Raw genomic sequence first — 18,149 nt, 5'->3', positions numbered from 1 at the left:
GCCCTACAACTGCGCACATCGCCATCGCGCCAGCCTCGCTCCCGCACGCTCCCTGCTTCTGCGTCTCATCCTTCCCCACCCCACCGACCCCCAGATGTGAACATATGTTCATTGACATGTGATTACCCCCACTGTAATGTGAGTCACACCATTGATGGGGTGTCATCGAAGGCACTCGCGCATTGACGAAGGAGACACTGATGGCGCGTCCACAGAAGGGGATGATGATCCCCGCCGGTATCGCGATTGCGGCCCTGGGCCTGACAGCCTGCGGAGCGGCAGATGCCGAGTCCAACGGGGACCAGGAGAATGTCGAGCTGCGCTTCACCTGGTGGGGCGGCGAAAGCCGCCATAACTACACCCAGGAGATCATCGACAACTTCGAAGAGGAATACCCCCACATCAGCGTCCAGCCTGAATACGGCGAGTGGGGCGGATACTGGGACCAGCTAGCCACGCAGGCAGCGGCCGGTGACCTGCCGGACATCATCCAGATGGAACTGCGCTATATGCGCGAGTACATCGACAGCGATCAGTTCATCCCCCTCGACGACGTCGACGTCAGCGATGTTGCCGAAGGCGTTCTCGAAGGCGGCATCATCGACGGGGAGCTCTTCGGCATCCCCTCAGGCAGTACGGTTCCGGCGATCGTGGCGAACCGGGAGGTCTTCGACGAAGCCGGCGTGGATTTCCCCGATGACACCACCTGGACCTGGGACGACTTCCACGAGATCACCCAACAGATCAGCGACAACTCGGAGGCCGTCGGCTTCGCCCGCCCCTTCGGTGATTACGGTTTCGAGGTATGGCTGCGCCAGCACGCCGGTAAGGACATCGTCACCGACGACGGCGACGTCGACCTCACCGCCGAAGACGCCCAGCCGTACTTCGAGTTGCTGCTTGAGATGAATGAATCCGGTCAGATGGCTCCGGCTTCGCTGGCCTCGGAGGACCGCAGCGCCGCCCACGAGCAAACCTTGGTGGTCACTGGCCAGGCGGCGATGTATATCGAGTGGGACACCGTCATCATGCAGCTCTCCGGTGGGGAGAACGTGAACCTGGAGCCGCTGCGTTTCCCCACTCTGACCGGAGATGCCTCAGATGCCGAGCTGTTCTACAAGCCGGCAATGTTCTACTCCGTCTCGGCCGGTTCAGACCACCCTGAAGAGGCGCAGCTGTTCATCGACTACCTCATCAACAATGAGGAGGCCGGCAGCCTGACCGGTATCGACCGGGGCCTGCCCGCCAATGAGCAGGTCCGCGAAGCGATCCTGCCGGAGCTGGATGAAGGAGCCTCAGTCATTGTGGACTTCCAGGAGTCCATTGCCGAGGAAGTCTCCCCCATTCCTCCGGTTCCGCCGGAGGGCTTCGGTGCCGTGCAGGACATCATCTTCCGGTTCGAGGAAGAGGTCATCTTCGGCAACCTCACCCCTGAACAAGCCGCCGAGCAGATGGTCGGCGAAATCGAGTCCGCGCTGAGCTAATGCCAGCGGCATACGACAGGAGCACATCATGAGATCCACTCGCACCGTGATGAAGGGCGCCGCCCTGGTGAGCATGCTCGCGCTGGGGCTGACTGCCTGCGGCGGCAACGGCAATGGGGAGAACGACAACGACGCAGGCGGTGAGCAAGAGGAGGTCCAGCTCCGCTTTACGTGGTGGGGCGGCGAAGAGCGCCACCAGGCGACTGAAGAGATCATTGAGCTCTTCGAAGCTGAACACCCACACATCAGCGTCAGTGGGGAATACGGTGACTGGGACGGCTACTGGGACCAATTGGCTACCCAGGCCGCCGCCGGCGACCTACCCGATGTGGTGCAGATGGAACTGCGCTACATGCGGGAGTACTTCGACAATGAGCAGTTCATTCCGCTCGAGGACGTCGACGTCAGCAGTATTCCGGAATCGGTTCTCGAAGGAGGGATGATCGAAGGGGACCTCTACGGGGTGCCGACTGGCAGTACCGTCGCTTCCATCATCGCCAACCGGGACGTCTTCGATGAGGCCGGAGTGGAATTCCCCGACGATTCGACCTGGACCTGGGACGACTTTCGCGAGATCACCCAGCAGATCAGCGATAACTCAGAGGCCTATGGGATGTCCCGACCGTTCGGAGACTTCGGATTCGAAGTCTGGCTTCGTCAGCACGCAGGCAAGGACATCGTCACCGACGACGGCGATCTCGACCTCGAACCGGAAGATGCTGTTCCCTACTTCGACATGCTGTTGGAGATGACCGAGTCCGGTGCCATGCCACCGGCTGCTCAAGCGGCTGAGGAGCGCGGCATCGCTCAGGAGCAGTCCATGGTCCTCACCGACCAGGCGGCCATGCACGTGGAGTGGTACACCGGTGCCAGCGGTGCCGGAACGGAGGAAGTCGACGTGCTGCCCATCCGCTTCCCCACTCTGACCGGCAATGCTGAAGACGGGGAACTGTTCTATAAGCCGGCGATGTTCTACTCGGTGGCCTCTGGCTCAGACCACCCCGAAGAGGCACAGCTGTTCGTTGACTTCATGATGAACAGCGAAGAGGTCGCGGCGATCAATGGTCACGACCGAGGGGTCCCGGCCAACGTGGATCTCCAGGAAGCCGCAGCCGCGGAACTCGATGAAGACGAGCAGCTCATCGCTGAGTTCCACTCCAGCTTAGAAGACGAGGTCAGTGACAACCCGCCGATCCCGCCAGAGGGTTTCGGCTCAGTACAGGGGATCATCTTCCGCTACGAGGAAGAGGTCATCTTTGAGCGCCTGAGCTCGGAAGAAGCCGCCGAGCAAATGGTGGCTGAAATCGAGGCCGCGATCAGCTGACACCTCCTGCCCACCCCATACGTGAGGGCCCTGCGGATCTCATCCGCAGGGCCCTCACGCTGACCGGAGAGTTATTGGAATGCGTGCTGGCCGGAGCTTGTCCTGCTTAGTTGATCCGGGCGGGGGTGTCTAGCACGCGGTGGCCGGTGACTTCCCGGATCTCCCCGGTGAGGTTTAGCTGACCGGCCAGAGGCAACTCCCCGGCACTGGGCCCGGCCCAGAGGTCGATGATTCCGGGCTCAACGATCCGCCGGTAGTCGACCCCGGTGAAGGCAAACCGGTCAGCATGCACCCAGAAGGTCACTTCCTTGGTCTCCCCCGGCTGAAGGGGCACTCGCGCGTAAGCGAGCAGCTGTTTGACCGGACGCGCCACCTGGGCGTTGCGGTCACCGAAGTAGAGCTGGACGACCTCCTCGGTGGGCCGGTCGCCAGTATTAGCCACATTGACCGTGACATTCACGGTCCCGTCCACGGCGATCTCTGCTGATTCGACGTGCAGGTTGCGGTACTCCACGGTGGTGTAGCTGATGCCGTGACCGAAGGGGAACAACGGCGTGGGATCCAGATTGGAGACCCCCTGGCTGTTCTGACCCAGGGGTGCGGCGATGTAGCCGGCGGGCTGGCCCCCGGGGTGTGCGGGAATGCCGATCGGCAGCCGCCCGGTGGGTTCCACTACCCCGCTGAGCACCTCGGCAAGCGCCGGTCCCCCTTCTTCACCGGGGAAAAAGCCCTGCACCACGGCCGCACACTGTTCTGCGATCGCACCCAGTGCGTAGGGTCGCCCCGTGATGAGCACCAGCACCACCGGCGTTCCAGTGGCCAGTACGGCCTCCACCAGCTCCTGCTGAGCCCCGGGGAGTTTGAGGTCTTCGACGTCGCACCCTTCACCGGAGGTGCCGGCACCGAACATGCCCGCCAGGTCTCCCACGGTGACCACGGCCAGGTCAGCAGCAGCTGCCTCGTGGGCAGCGGCGGCGATCTGTGAGTCGTCGAAGCTGGTGATCGGAGCACCGAAGGAGTAGGTGACCTCGGCGTCGTCGTAGGTTTCGCGCAGCGCATCGAGGATTGAGGGCATGGGCACACCAATCCCCTTATGCGGGAAAGTTCCCTCGGGGTACTTGGCCAGCACGTGGTTGGGGAAGGAGTAACAGCCCATCATGGTGCGCGGCTGATCGGCAGAGGGTCCGACGACGGCGATCCGTTTGCCAGCCAGTTTCTCTGGGCTGGCGGGCAGGGTTCCGTCATTCGACAGCAGCACCAGGGATTGGCGGGCCACCTGTCGCGCCAGACGGCGGTTTTCTTCCGAGTCGAGGTTCACGGATTCATCGATGGCCGGTTCCCAGCCCTCATCGAGCAGACCGAGCTCAGCCTTCTGCTGCAACACCCGCCGTGCGGCGGTGTCGATCACCGACTCCTCCACCAGTCCTTGGCGGACCTGCTCGCTGAGGGTGCGGTAGCTGCCGGTGTGTGGCAGCTCAATGTCCAGTCCAGCGGAGACGGCCAGCCGTGCAGCCTCAGCCTGATCGGCCGCCACACGGTGCATCTTCTCCAGGAAAGCGACCGACCAGTAGTCGGCCACCACAGTGCCATCGAACTCCCAGTCCTCACGCAGGACTTCGGTGAGCAGCCACCGGGAGGCAGCCGGGGCTTCTCCATCGATGTCGGCGTAGGAGTTCATCACCGAGCCGACTTTGCCTTCCCGTACGGCCATCTCAAAGGGGAAGAGGATCAGGTCGATGAGTTCGCGCCTCCCGATGTGCACCGGCGCGTGGTTGCGGGCTGCCCGGGAGGCGGCGTAACCGGCGAAATGCTTCAGGGTCGCGACGATACCGGCCTTCTGCAGGCCTTTGACGTAGGCGGTGCCGATGGTACCGACCACATAGGGGTCTTCACCGATGGTCTCCTCCACCCGGCCCCATCGGGGGTCACGGACCACATCGAGCACCGGAGACAGACCCTGCTGGACTCCCACCGCGGCCATATCGGCCCCGATGTGCGAGGCCATCTCCTCGATGAGCCCGGGGTTGAAGGTCGCACCCCAGGCCAGCGAGGTGGGATAGACAGTGGCCTGGTAGGCGGTGAACCCGGTCAGGCACTCCTCATGGGCGATGGCGGGGATACCGAATCGATTCGCGGCCATGACCGCCGACTGGCGCTGCCGCAAATCCGCAGCCCCCTCGGGCACAGAAAGCGCCACCGTGCCATAGGTGCGGGTCAGGTGCCCCAGGCCGTCGACGATCTCCTGGTCAAAAGGGAGCTTGCCGGAGGACATCGCATCCTCCATAGGCGCGACCTCACCCTGGGCCTCTTCGTCTTGGCGCATCTCCCAGTGGGCGCCGAGCTGCGAGACCTTCTCCTCCAGGGTCATCTGCGCCAGCAGGGCTTCCGCCCGCTCCGCAGCAGACAGCGACCGATCATTCCAAGGTCCGGTTACACGCTCGGCCATTCCACACTCCTCATCTCGTCAGCCCAGGGAAGAGCTGTTCCCCTGCGCGAATCGACGTCGTCGGGTCATTTACTAAAGCCGGCAGTCAACCCGGCCACGATATAACGCCGGGCGAAGATATAGGCGACCAACAGCGGCACCGCAGACAGCACCACGGCGGCTAAGGTCGCCGGGACATCGACACCGAACTGGCCCTGGTACTCCCACAGGCTCAGCGGCAACACCCGCACGTCCCGGGACTGCGTGAGCACCAGGGGGAAGAGGAACCCGTTCCAGACCTGCAGCGCCTGGTAGATCCCTACGGTCATCAGTGCCGGCTTGGCCATCGGCAGTACCAAAGAGGTCAGGATCGTCCACTCCCCTGCACCATCGACCCGCATCGATTCGAAGAGCTCATTGGGGATGTCCCGGACGAAGTTGACGATGATGAGCACACTCAGCGGAATCGCGAAAGCGATCTGCGGCAGGATGAGCGCCCACAAGGAGTCATAGAGCCCCAGAAACTGAATCAGGTAGTAGACCGGAATGATCGTTGCCTGCACGGGGATGGCGATACCCAGCAGGATGAGCTGGAAGATTCGGGATCCACCCCAACTGGTGGAGCGGGTGATGTAGTAGGCAGCCATCACGGAGACAGCCAGCACCACCGTCACCGTGGAGAGCGTGACGATCACCGAGTTGGTGAAGAAGTGGAAGAAGTCATTTTCAATGACCCGCTGAAAGTTGGTCAGCGTTGGTTCCGTGGTGGGAACCAGTTGGTTATTCGACGCTAAGTCCTGTCGGGTACGGAAAGAGGTGATGACGATGAAGTAGATGGGCAGGATAATGACGCCCAACCACACCCAACCCAGCACGCCGCCGATGACGTTGCGCGACTGATACGGCTTGACTGGCTTCGTGCCCCGTCCGGTGGAGCCGAACCCTTTGGTGCCTTCGACGCCGCCATCGGGCTGGGTCGGATCCAGAGCCCGTCCGGCATCAGGGTGACGGGTCTCCGTAGAAGCTGCATGAGTCATCGGTCAGGCACCTGCCTTATCGGACTCCATCTTGGTGGAGCCGGAGAGTTTGTTGAGCAGCAGCGACATGGTCAATCCGATCGTGACCAACAGCACGGCGATCACCGAGGCGTTGCCCAAGTTGTGAGAGCTGAACCCCTCGATGTACATATCCAACGGCAGAATCCGTACCGCATTGGCCGGAGAGCCACCGGTGAGCACGTAGATGAGATCGAAGTAGGTCAGCGAGCCAACCAGCATCAGAGTGGATGAGGTGATGATCGTGTAGCGAAGCTGCGGAAGGGTGATGGAGAAGAACTGCCGCATACGTCCAGCTCCATCAATGGTGGCAGCCTCATACATTGTCTCCGGGATTTGGCGCACACCGGCCTGATAAAGCAACGCGTGGAAAGGGATGAAGCACCAGCCGACCACAAAGATCATCACCCACATGACCAGATCCGGGTTAGACAACCAGTCGTTAGGTAGTGGCAAGAAATCCAGGGCCGCGGAGATCCCGTAGTTCGGCGACAGCAATGATTGGAAGGTCAACCCCACGGCCACCGAGCTGAACAGCAGCGGCAGGAAGTAAAGCACTGAGAGCACCGCGCGGTACTTCTGCTGACCTGCCATGAACACACCCAGCAGCAGCGCCACCGGGGCCTGAAACAGGTACGAACCGATGACGAACATCACCGTCAGCTGCAGGGCCCGCCAGGTGAAGTCTCGATCTCCGAGCACGAACTCCCAGTTGCTGGTACCGACCCACTCGATCGAGCCGCGCACCGTGTTCCACTCCAAGAAGGAGATGACGACGACGCCAACGAGGGGAACAAGGGCAAAGAAGCCGAACAGCGCCACAGCGGGCAACGCCATGATGAAAGAGGGTCCCTGCCGGGATACCTTCACCGAGCGCTGCCCGCTGCGCGTCGCGTCAGCAGCCTGGACTTTGGGGGTAGCAGTCATCGGCTCCGCTTCTGTCTGGCTGGATGGTCACTCACGTGCGGTCAGACCCCGGTGGCTGCGTCCATGTTCTCTGCGAATTCCTCGGGGGTGATGTTGCCGCTGAGGATGTCAGAGAGGTTGTCCATGAGCGCCTGCTCGTGTTCGGGCATCACCGCCTGGTCCCAGCTGAGCTGGAAGTGATTGGCCTCGGAGACCAGCTCGTTAGCGAATTCGAGGAAGTCGGCGTCCTCGGTTTCGGCGATCTGGTCCTCGATACCTTCCAGGGGAGGCAGGGAGCCGGCGTCGAGCATGTTCTGAACGGTCTCGTCGTTGTAGAGGTGCTCGCTGAGGTAGGCGAGTGCATCCTCCTGAGAGGCTTCGTCGGCGTCGGCTGAGACCGACCAGTAGTTCGCCGGGTTGCCCACGATGTTGCTGGGGTCTCCTTGACCGTCTTCGAGCACCGGGAAGGTGGTGAAACCGAAGTTCCCGGATTCAGCGAACTCTGGGAAATCGTCATTCACCGTGGCGTAGACCCAGGAGCCCTGCAGCAGCATGGCGGCTTGGCCATCGGCCAGCAGCTGGGCGTCTTCATTCTGTGCGGCAGAGATGCTCTGGTAGGTGTCAATGAACCCACCGTTGACTCCGAGTTCCTGAATGGTTTCCAGCGCGAAGAGAACGGATTCATTGTTCCAGCTGGCACCGTCTTCGATGATGGAGGTGAACTGTTCCTCCCCTCCGTGGCGGTCGGTGAGGTACTGCAGCCACATCAATGCCGGCCAGACCGATCCCCCAGCCAGAGAGAAGGGCGCAATGTCATTGTCATTGAAAACGTCAATGGCCTCTTCGACCTCAGACCACGTCTGGGGCACCTCGATGCCTACCTCGTCGAAGAGTTCCTGGTTGTAGTAGAGCACCACCGGCTGCACGTCGTTGAGCGGGACCGCGTAGGTTTCGCCGTCGATGACACCGTTTTGGAAAACGGAGTCATGGATGCGGTCTTCAAGCTCTGCGGTGTGCTCGGTCAGCGGGATGATGCGCTCGCCTTCGAGATATTCCAGCAATGCCCCACCGGTCCAGGACATGATGAGTGTGGGTGCCTCGCCGGCACCCACCGCAGTGCGAATCTGCTCCTTGTATGCGTCGTTCTCATAGGCTTCGACGGAGATCGCCTGATCGGGGTTCTCCTCGTTCCAGCGTTCGAAGTCATCCTCGATCTGGGGCCAGCCTCCTCCAGTGAGGATCCAGGCACTGGCGTCACCGCCGTCACCGTCTCCTCCGCCGTTACCACAAGCGGTCAAGGCGAGTAGAGAGGCTGCGGAGAGGGTTGCAATACAGGCTGTGGGGGATGGTGTACGCGCCATTGCGTGGGTTCCTTTCGGTCAGAACATGCGGGTCCGTCTTCCGCCTCCTTCGGCGGGGACGTGGTATAGCCCACATTTCGTCTTACCGTGAGACTAAATAGCTCGTGGAGCTTCTGTCAAGCTCCCACTATGACCTTCGTTACATCAGTTTGGTAACGCCTAAGAGCCTCACTCGGGGTGGCGGAGGACGCCGGTACGCACGTCGTGGAAACGCCCGTGACCGCCTGGGGTGCTGAGCCCACTGGAGAACCTGTCCATCGCTTCGAAGATGTGATGACGCATCGCTTCTGCCGCGGCCTCAGGATCGGCCCGGTGCACGGCCTCGGCGATCGCCCGGTGCTCCTCAATCGTGTGGGTGCCGTCGAGGTCGGCTGGGTAGAGGCGGAACAGGTGTAAATGGGCGTGCAGGTGACGGAAAGCATCGTGGAGGAAGCCATTCCCCACCGCGTCAAAGATCATGTCGTGGAAGGCGACGTCGTGCGAGGCCAGTTCGTAGCCTTCGTGCCGCCCGTTCGGCAGGTGGGCAAAGCGTTCGATCTCGGCGAGCATTTTCCGTCCCGGATTGACGGCCCGATCGGTGCTCACCACGCTGACCGCCCACGGTTCCATCAACAGCCGCACCTCCATCAGGTGCATCAGTTCCCGCCCGTCCAACAGCGGGGTGGTCCAGATACCTCGGGGCTTCTTGGAGACCACCAGCCGGTCGCCTTCCAATCGCTGGAGGGCTTCCCGGATAGGCGTCTGGGAGACGCCGAGGTCGCGTGCAAGCTGGTCGATGGTCAGTTTGGTGTCCGGCGGAATCGCATTGGAGAGGATCATCGCTTTGATCCGCTCGTACGGAGTCGCCTCCTCGGCGCTCTGTGTGTTCGCCGTTCCGCTGGTGGCACCAATCAGGGGGATCTGGTGACCCTGGGCTTCTGCGTCAGAGGACCGCCGCGGCATTGCTTCCATGACCTCCCGCTCGTGGGCATCTGAGGGTGAACCGGGTGTGATGAGGTGCAGTGGAGTATACGCGGCGGCTCCACCTCACCCGCGGGCGCGCTCAACCGGTCCGGGTCACTGCCGCCCGGTCGGCGACCTGCTGCCAGCCCTCACCGTGGGGGAAGCTCCACCGCGTGCGGGACTCCGCGTGCATCTGCGCGCCAGTACCGGGTTGCTGCGGAGCCTGGTACCGCGCGTTGCGGATGACCACCGGCTCGGTGAAGTGCTCGTGGAGATGATCGACGAATTCGATGTAGCGGTTCTCCTGGGTACCGGAGACGGCGGCGTAGTCGAAGAAGGAGAAGTGCTGGACCAGTTCGCATAGCCCCACACCGCCCGCGTGAGGGCAGACGGGGACTCCGAATTTTTTGGCCAGCAGCAGGTTCGCCAGGTTCTCATTAACCCCGGCGACCCGCGTGGAGTCAATCTGCATGATGTCGATGGCACCGGCTTGTAGAAGTTGTTTGAAGATGATGCGGTTGTGAACCGCTTCCCCCGTGGCGACCTTCATCGGAGCAATGGCCTGTCGAATAGCAGCGTGGCCGAGAATGTCATCAGTACTGGTGGGTTCTTCGATCCACCACGGCGAGTACTCCTGCAACTGGTTGAGCCACTCGATCGCCTCGGGCACATCCCAACGCTGGTTGGCATCGATGGCGACTTTGATGTCCTCACCGAGGGCTTCTCTGATGAGGCGCAGACGCCGGCGGTCGGATTCGACGTCGCCACCGACCTTGAGTTTGATGAGGTCGAACCCTTCGGCCACTGCCTGTTGACTCAGGCGCAGCATCTTCTCATCGCTGTACCCCAACCACCCCGGCGAGGTGGTGTAGGCCGGGTAGCCTTCGGCCTCCAGCTGTTCAATGCGCTGGGCCTTACCCTCTTCGCCGGCACGCAGGATCTCCAGGGCCTCATCCGGGGAGAGCGCATCAGAGATGTGGGTGAAGTCAATAGCGGCCACAATCTCCTCGGCCGGAAGCTGGGCCAGGTACCGCCACAGGGGCAGGCCGGCACGCCGTGCCGCCAGATCCCACAGGGCGTTGACCAGACCACCTGCGGCCATGTGGCTGACCCCTTTCTCCGGGCCCAGCCAGCGCATCTGGGAATCGTGGATGAGGCGTTTCGAGGCCGCGCCGAGGTCACCCAGCAGGGCGTCGAGATCCTGTCCAATCAGCCGCTGGGCGCAGGATTGCATCGCAGAGATGATGACCTCATTGCCGCGCCCGAGGGTGAAGACCAGGCCGTGGCCCTCTTCACCGTTCTCAGCGATGAGACGCACATAGGCCGCCGAGTAGTCCGGGTCCACATTGACCGCATCGGAACCATCCAACTCCAGGGAGGTGGGGAAGCGGACGTCCTGGGTCTCTACTGCGGAGATTGTTGTCACAGTGTGTTCCTTTCCGATGATGCTGGCACCTCAGGCGACCAGGGAAGGCAGCCAGGTACTGAAGAAGGGGAAGAAGGTAATGAGGAAGAGCACGAACAGCAGCACGCCGTAGAAAGGCGCGACGCCGCGGATCACCTGCGTCACGGAGAAGTCCGTCACCGAGGAGAAGACATAGAGCACCAACCCCACCGGCGGGGTCAGCAGCCCCAGCATGAGGTTGAAGATGACGATCATCGCCATGTGTAGCGGATCCAGGCCGAACATCTCCCCCACCGGGGCCAGTACCGGAACCAGGATGAGGATCGCGGCAGTGGGTTCCAGGACCGCGCCGACGATGAGCAGCACGATGTTGAGCAGGATGAGGAAGACGATGGGGTTGGTGGTGATCTCGAAGATGAGCTGGGTCAACACCTGGGGTGCCTGCTCGCGGGCGAGCACCCAGCCGAACAGCGCGGCGGCACAGACAATGAACAGCACCGCACCGCCGGTCTCCACGGTGTTGAGCATGACGCGCTTGATGTTGGCCACGCCCATCGACCGGTAGCACATCGACAGCACCAGCATGTAGAGCACGGCCACCGCCGCCGCCTCAGTGGGTGTGAAAATGCCGCCCAGAATGCCACCGAGGACCACCACGGCGGCACCGAAGCCAGGAAGTGCCGAAAGCACTGGGACCCACCGGTCACGGCCGGTGACTTTCTCCATCCGCAGGTCTTCACGCTTGCGGGTCTTGAAGTAGACCACCAGGCACAGTGCGGTCACCAGCAGCAGTGCGGGGACGATGCCGGCGACGAACAGTGCCCCAATGGAGACCCCGGCGGTGACGGCGTAAATAATCGCAGGAATCGACGGTGGCAGGATCGGAGCGACCAACGACGACGACGCCGTCAGACCCAGCGTGAACCCATCGGGGTAGCCGCGCTTGAGCATAGCGGGTACCTGGACTCGTCCCATGGCGGCGGCATCGGAGATCGCTGCCCCCGACATCCAGGCGAAACCGAAACTGGTAGAGACGTTGACGTAGCCCAGGGACCCCCGGACCCGACCAAAAAGCGCACTGGCGGCGTCAAAGAGCCGGTCGGAGATACCGGAAACATTGGCGATATTGCCCATGAGGATAAACAGCGGCACCGCCAGCAACGGGAAGGTGTTCACCCCGGAGATCGTCTGTTGGGCCGCGGTGTCCAGCCCCACCGTGGGGTCGACCAGGATGTAGACCAGTGAGGGAACCAGCAAAGCGATCGCCGCTGGCACACGCAGAAGCAGCAGGATGAGAACCGCTGCGATCATGAGGAATAACGTCATTACAGACCTGCCGTTTCTACGTCCTGCTGACCAGCGAACTGCTCAGGGTGCATCAATGCCAGCACGAGGTTCACCACGGCATGCACCGCGATGAGCACAAAACCCACCGGCAGGGCCGAGTAGACGAACCGGTAGGGCATCTCCAGCCCCGGGGAGGCGATGTCCCACATCGTGGTGACCATGAGCACTCCGCCGAAGATCAGGACCGCACTGACTGCGATCATGACCAGGTAGGCGAAAACCTCAGCGGCGGCGGCCAGTTTCCCGGTCTTCCCACCGGTGAAGAGTTGGACAATGATGTGCTTGCGCCGTGCTCCCACAAAGGAGGCGGCAATGAAGGTGAACCAGATGAAGGTGAACCGGGAGAGTTCCTCACTTCCGCTGATGGGTGCACTGAAGACGTAGCGGGCCACCACCTGAGTAATCACCACGGCGAAGAGCATCACCAGCAGGAGTGCCGCGAGGACGAATTCGGCATTGACCAGGACCTTGTAGACCCGGGAGCGCTCCTCCACATAGTGGGCGTCCTCCGGGGCCCCGGGTTCACCGGGAATGGAAATGGTACTTGCATCAGTCATCGCCATCTCCCGCCTGTTGGATCTCCAGGTACAGATCGCCCCATGCGAAACGTTCAGGGATGATCTCCGCAGCACGGTCACGGAAGTGGTCAAGGTCGACGTCGTCGTTGACCTCGATTACCCCGGATTCCTGCCACTCATCGATGTATGACTCCTCTTGCTCCTCGACACATTCGCGGGTGGCAGCCGCCCCAACCTGCAACGCCTCATCCAGTGCCTGGCGCTGATCCTCATCTAAGACCGAGAGCGCAGCCTCACTACCGGTGACCATGACCCCCTGGACCATGTGGTGGGTGAGGTTGAGGTAGTTCTGCACGTCATAGAAGTTGTAGGAAGCGATCGTGGGAATGGGGTTCTCCTGGGCATCGATGGTGCCCTGCTGCAACCCCAGGTAGACCTCCCCCAGAGCCATCGACGTCGCCGAGGCGCCGAGCACATCGGCCAGCGCCTGGTACAGCGGAGCCTCCGGGACACGGAAGGCGTGGCCGGAGAGATCATCAGAGGTATGCACTGCCACATCGGCGGTGGCGTGACGAGTCCCGTAGTACCAGGTGGAGAGCACATCGAGGCCATAGCCTTCGCGCAGCTCGGCGAAGATCTCCTCGGCGATCTCACCGTTGACAGTGGCTTCCATGTGGTCGGCGTCGGTGAAGAGGTAGGCGGCGTCGAAGAGCTCAGCGTTCTCCTCCCAGACACCCAAGAAGGAGGGGCCGGCGATGGCCATCTCGAGACTTCCGGCTTGGACCTGCTCAAGCAGCTCCTGCTCGTCACCCAGTTGACCTGAGGGATAGGAGTTGATCCGCACACCGACGTCTTCGAGTTCTTCGTTGACCGCGGGGACACCGCAGATTTCAACCGGGTGGTCGGGGTCATAGACGTGAGCGAAGCGGAGTTCTTCGCCGTCGTAGGACACCGCATCGATGGCTTCAACTTCGACCTCGGTGTCCACACATGCCGAGAGCCCGAGCGCCAGGACGGTGGTTCCGCCAAGAGCCGCCCAGGGGCGGAGAGATTTCATCGCACTTCTCCTTCGGATGACAACAACGGTCCATACCCGGTGCCACGAACAGTTCAGACAGGGGGCAGACCGTAGAAAAATCACTCAGCATTCCTATGTGATCTGAGCTGATCCTATATTTTGCAATGTGACCCAGATAATATGCACGCATCTCATGTGATGTCAAACACACGCCAAACCTTGCGGTAGATACACCCCGCGGCACTGAGGACTACCTCGATCGCTGACCCTATAGAGTATTGTTCTTTCATATAGGATTTGATAGACAGGGTGCGTAGCTGCCGTGACGCACGTCACCAGACATGCGTCAGCTGCCGATAGCCGGATCAAGGAGGCTCCATGTCCGTCGACACCACAGTCCGTTCTGCCCATGAGGCATTCCTCACCGCACGCCAGGTCTCCCTTCAGACCCGCGCAAAGTGGGTTGAAGGAGTCGGTGATGCACTGGAAGCCCGCCGCGAGGACCTGGTCACCGTCGCCCAGGGTGACACCAACCTCCCTGAGGCCCGCCTGAATACCGAACTGACTCGCACGGTGTTCCAACTCAAACTCCTGGCAGAGGAGACGCGACAGGGCGAGTTCCTCGACGCGACCATTGACCACGCCGACGAGAACTGGGGCATGGGTCCCCGGCCTGATATTCGCCGTATCAACGTCCCCCTGGGAGTGGTGGGAGTCTTCGGCGCCTCCAACTTCCCCTTCGCGTTCTCCGTGGCCGGGGGTGACACGGCCTCCGCCCTGGCAGCCGGATGCAGTGTGGTGCATAAGATCCACGGTGGTCACAAGGAGCTGGGTGCGCTCACCGCAGAGGTCGTCGCCAGCGCCCTGCGGGAGGCCGGTGCCCCCGAAGGGCTCTTCGGAGCCATCACCGGCCGGCAGGCCGGTATCGAACTCGTCGAGCACCCGCTGGTCAAAGCAGTCGGCTTTACCGGATCGGTCAGCGGTGGCCGAGCACTATTCGACCGGGCTGTCTCCCGCCCAGAACCCATCCCGTTCTACGGCGAGTTGGGCTCAATTAACCCGGTGGTGGTCACCGAGGGTGCCTGGAAGAACCGCCCCGAAGAGATCATCGAAGGTTTCATCGGTTCGATGACCATGGGCATCGGGCAGTTCTGCACGAAGCCCGGGTTGCTCTTTCTCCCCACAGATGCCGCCGAGGCGGCCCAGCAACTGCTCACCGAGAAACTGGCCGGTGTGGACCTGCCGGGCAAGATGCTCAACGAACGGATCTGCGAGGGCTTCATCGAGGCACGCGAGCACGTCAGCCAGCTACCCGGGGTCCAGACCATCTCCGAAGGAAGCACCGGCAATCCCCCGTCTCCTTCGGTGTACTTCGCGCGTGCCGAAGCCCTCACCGAGCAGTCCGAGGTGCTGCACACCGAGATGTTCGGTCCCGCCGCGGTGGTTATCAGCTATACGAACCAGCGTCAGCTCACGGACGTCGTCGGGCGTCTTCAGGGGCAGCTCACCGGAACAGTCCACTGCGAGGATGACGAGGACATCACTGCGATCAGCCAGAGCCTGCAGCAGCGCTGCGGCCGGCTGATCCGCAACGGATGGCCCACTGGTGTCACCGTTTCCTACGCGCAGAATCACGGTGGCCCTTATCCGGCGACGACGGCGTCGAACACCACCTCGGTGGGCACCGCCGCCATTCGGAGGTTCCTCCGCCCGGTGGCTTACCAGGGGTTCACCGAGGATGAGTTGCCCGAAGCTCTGAAGGAAGACAACCCGTTGAAGCTGCGCCGTCGTGTTGACGGCGAATGGACCCGCTGAAAGAGGAAAAATGCCGCACACCATTGACGACGTCCTGCCCGCCGATCCTTCTGGGCTGTACATCGCCCGGATCTGGGATCCAGCGCGTGACCTTCCGGTTCCGGCTCTGATCCATCAACGCGCGGTGTGGGATGCCTCCGGCCTGGCACCCACAGTGTCTGAGCTGTGTGACCTGCCTGAGGTGGCAACAGCACTGAAGGCCCTCACTGAGGCGGAGCCGTGGCTGTCGGTGGAGGACATCACCCTGGAGGAGCAAAACACAGCATCGGCTCCGGTATTGCTGGCTCCGGTGGACCTGCAGGTCATCAAGGCCTGCGGGGTGACGTTCGTCGGCTCGATGCTTGAGCGGGTGATTGAAGAACGCGCCGGAGGAGACCCTCAGGCCTCGGCCAGAATCCGGGAGTCAATGCAGGCCGAACTCGGCGTTGATCTGACCACCATCACCCCTGGCAGTGACGAGGCCGCTGCCGTCAAAGAGGCTCTCATCGCCCGCGGGTGGTGGTCCCAGTATCTGGAAGTCGGACTGGGGCCAGACCCGGAGGTGTTCACCAAGGCTCCGGTGCTCTCCGCTGTGGGATCCGGCAGCGATATCGGCATTCCACGGTTCTCCTCCTGGAACAACCCCGAGCCCGAGTTGGTCCTGGTGGTCAGCTCTGCCGGAGAGATCGTGGGGGTCACGCTCGGTAATGACGTGAACCTACGCGATGTGGAGGGACGCAGTGCTTTGCTGTTGGGGATCGCCAAGGACAACAACCGTTCGGCAGCGATCGGCCCGGTGCTGCGCATCTTCGATGAGGAGTTCACAGTGGACCGGGCCCGGCAGCTGGATATCACCCTGACCGTGGAGGGTCCCGAGGGCTACACCCTTGAGGGGTTGAACTCGGTCTCAGCACTGTCCCGGAGCTTCGAAGAGCTCGTCTCGGCGACTTTCGGAGACCACCACCAGTACCCAGATGGTTTTGTCCTCTATACCGGGACCCTGTTCGCCCCGACGGAGGACCGAGACGTCCCCGGTGAGGGCTTCACACACAAGCAGGGCGACGTCGTCACCATTAAGAACAGCCACTTGGGTGCCTTGGTCAACCGGGTAGGGCTCTCCGAGGAGCTGCCGCCGTGGTCCTATGGGCTGCGTTCACTGCTCGACGACGTCTCACGCCTGCGCTCGGACGTTTAAGTCCGCGCACGTGGCCCGCACATCCCCTCCGAGCACGAAAGCGCCTGCATGTCTTCTGAAAAACCAGCCACTTTTACCGTGACCGTCACCGAGGCGGAGGACTTCGCGCGCCGGGTCCTCACCGCCGCGGGGGCTCGTGAGCACGACGCCGCCATCACCGCGGAGAACCTCGTCTTCGCCGATCGCAGCGGTATTGCCTCTCATGGGTTGCTTCGCCTGCCGTTATATGCCGACGCCGCCGAGGCCGGCGGTATCAATACCGCGGCGGAGCTGAAGTGGGTGAACACTGCACCGGGGGGCGGTTTACTGGATGCCGACGGCGCCTTTGGTCAGGTGGCGATGGCTGAGGCTGTGCGCTTTGCCCTCGAGGAATCGCAGCGCTCGGCCGCGGTAGCGGTGGCGGTTCAGAACAGCGTCCACTATGGCGCCGGGGCGTTCTGGGTGGACCGGCTCGCCCAGCAGGGGCTGGTGGGGATTGCCACCTCGACGACCGGGCCCGTGGTTTCTCCCTTCGGCGGTGCAGGGAAGGTCTTGGGCACCAACCCTCTCTCAGTGGGCATGCCGACCGACAGTGAGCATCCCATGACCCTGGATATGGCAACCTCGCAGGGCGCCTATGGGAAGGTCGTGGCCGCAAGGAACGCCGGGTTGCCGGTCCCCGAAGGCTGGGCGGTGGACGCCGAGGGCAATCCGACGACCGATGCACAGGAAGCACTGGATGGCTCGTTGACACCTTTCGGTGGACATAAGGGGTCTGGACTGGCGGTGGCCTTGGAGGGGCTGTCCGCTGCTCTGGGTGAAGCGGCCTTCGCCTATGAGACCACTGATATTTGGGTGGATCCGGCATCGCGTATGAATGTGGGGCACACGCTCTTCGTGGTGAACCCGGAGTTCTTCACTGGAGCAGAACACACGCGGAAGCGGTTGTCTCAGCTGCAGTCCACGGTGCGGTCCTCTGGGAAGCAGGTCTTTGCACCGGGCGATATTGAGGCGAAGAACCGGACAGCGGCCTCGGAGATCATCACCCTGGCTCCCAGCACAGTCGAGCTGTTGCGCAGCGCAGCGGAGAAACGCGACGTCGCCCCCTTGGCTGCGACTTCCCAGTAACATATTGGGTTAAATTATGACGTCCAGGGAGACTATTAAAAGGATCTCTATCTTCCCTCAATCACCCTTCTGAGGATACTTCATATTTATCGATCCCGACATGGATGGATACCTGCCACGCGCACGTCATGGGCATATGAGACCTAAATAGTATGGGCGAAATTGGAACGATTTATTGACTGTGGCCCAGCTCACCCTTAGGTTCATCTCATCTCATCACCGTGATGAGCCTCCAGTAGGTGAGACCGCAGATCAACATAGACCCACT

The 18,149-nt window shown here is 62.1% G+C and carries 14 protein-coding genes; 5 read left to right on the top strand and 9 right to left on the bottom strand.

What is annotated here, in order from left to right; all coding sequences use genetic code 11:
• Positions 1–200 precede the first annotated feature (200 nt).
• Positions 201–1,484, top strand: a complete 1,284-nt coding sequence (locus tag H578_RS0107440; protein ID WP_022873066.1) for an ABC transporter substrate-binding protein — start codon at positions 201–203, stop codon at positions 1,482–1,484.
• A 28-nt stretch (positions 1,485–1,512) separates the two neighbouring features.
• Complete coding sequence (locus H578_RS0107435; RefSeq protein WP_022873065.1) at positions 1,513–2,808, top strand: ABC transporter substrate-binding protein; 1,296 nt, start codon at positions 1,513–1,515, stop codon at positions 2,806–2,808.
• Between the two features lie 106 nt (positions 2,809–2,914).
• On the opposite strand, the gene H578_RS0107430 is transcribed toward H578_RS0107435, so the two are convergent.
• From H578_RS0107430 to H578_RS0107390, 9 genes are all read right to left on the bottom strand, one after another.
• Positions 2,915–5,254, bottom strand: coding sequence for a glycoside hydrolase family 3 N-terminal domain-containing protein (locus tag H578_RS0107430; protein ID WP_022873064.1), 2,340 nt, complete (start codon positions 5,252–5,254; stop codon positions 2,915–2,917).
• A gap of 65 nt (positions 5,255–5,319) precedes the next feature.
• A complete protein-coding gene (locus H578_RS0107425) occupies positions 5,320–6,270 on the bottom strand; it encodes a carbohydrate ABC transporter permease (RefSeq protein ID WP_022873063.1) in 951 nt (316 codons plus the stop codon).
• 3 nt (positions 6,271–6,273) lie between these two features.
• Positions 6,274–7,215 (bottom strand): carbohydrate ABC transporter permease, encoded by a 942-nt coding sequence (locus H578_RS0107420; protein ID WP_022873062.1) that lies wholly within the window; start codon positions 7,213–7,215, stop codon positions 6,274–6,276.
• Between the two features lie 41 nt (positions 7,216–7,256).
• Complete coding sequence (locus H578_RS0107415; protein WP_022873061.1) at positions 7,257–8,555, bottom strand: extracellular solute-binding protein; 1,299 nt, start codon at positions 8,553–8,555, stop codon at positions 7,257–7,259.
• Between the two features lie 168 nt (positions 8,556–8,723).
• The gene (locus H578_RS14025; RefSeq protein ID WP_084710064.1) at positions 8,724–9,506 is read right to left on the bottom strand and encodes a GntR family transcriptional regulator; all 783 of its coding nucleotides are present in this window, start codon (positions 9,504–9,506) and stop codon (positions 8,724–8,726) included.
• Positions 9,507–9,597: 91 nt separating this feature from the next.
• The gene (locus H578_RS0107405; RefSeq protein ID WP_022873059.1) at positions 9,598–10,923 is read right to left on the bottom strand and encodes an enolase C-terminal domain-like protein; all 1,326 of its coding nucleotides are present in this window, start codon (positions 10,921–10,923) and stop codon (positions 9,598–9,600) included.
• Between the two features lie 30 nt (positions 10,924–10,953).
• A complete protein-coding gene (locus H578_RS0107400) occupies positions 10,954–12,213 on the bottom strand; it encodes a TRAP transporter large permease (protein ID WP_245554948.1) in 1,260 nt (419 codons plus the stop codon).
• Positions 12,214–12,227: 14 nt separating this feature from the next.
• The gene (locus H578_RS0107395) at positions 12,228–12,806 is read right to left on the bottom strand and encodes a TRAP transporter small permease (protein WP_022873057.1); all 579 of its coding nucleotides are present in this window, start codon (positions 12,804–12,806) and stop codon (positions 12,228–12,230) included.
• A complete protein-coding gene (locus H578_RS0107390) occupies positions 12,799–13,824 on the bottom strand; it encodes a DctP family TRAP transporter solute-binding subunit (protein ID WP_022873056.1) in 1,026 nt (341 codons plus the stop codon). The genes H578_RS0107395 and H578_RS0107390 overlap by 8 nt, the downstream gene beginning before the upstream one ends.
• A 339-nt stretch (positions 13,825–14,163) precedes the next feature.
• On the opposite strand from H578_RS0107390, the gene H578_RS0107385 reads away from it, so the two are divergent.
• The 3 genes from H578_RS0107385 to H578_RS0107375 are packed head-to-tail and all read left to right on the top strand — an operon-like array spanning position 14,164 to position 17,881.
• Positions 14,164–15,600, top strand: a complete 1,437-nt coding sequence (locus H578_RS0107385; RefSeq protein WP_022873055.1) for an aldehyde dehydrogenase (NADP(+)) — start codon at positions 14,164–14,166, stop codon at positions 15,598–15,600.
• 10 nt (positions 15,601–15,610) lie between these two features.
• On the top strand, positions 15,611–16,774 hold the full coding sequence (locus tag H578_RS0107380) for a fumarylacetoacetate hydrolase family protein (RefSeq protein ID WP_022873054.1): 1,164 nt from the start codon (positions 15,611–15,613) through the stop codon (positions 16,772–16,774).
• Positions 16,775–16,822: 48 nt separating this feature from the next.
• Positions 16,823–17,881 (top strand): Ldh family oxidoreductase, encoded by a 1,059-nt coding sequence (locus H578_RS0107375; RefSeq protein ID WP_022873053.1) that lies wholly within the window; start codon positions 16,823–16,825, stop codon positions 17,879–17,881.
• Positions 17,882–18,149 lie beyond the last annotated feature (268 nt).

The sequence above is a fragment of the Nesterenkonia alba DSM 19423 genome, assembly GCF_000421745.1.
In the GTDB taxonomy this organism is placed as follows: domain Bacteria; phylum Actinomycetota; class Actinomycetes; order Actinomycetales; family Micrococcaceae; genus Nesterenkonia; species Nesterenkonia alba.
This window is presented reverse-complemented; position numbering and strand designations above follow the sequence as displayed.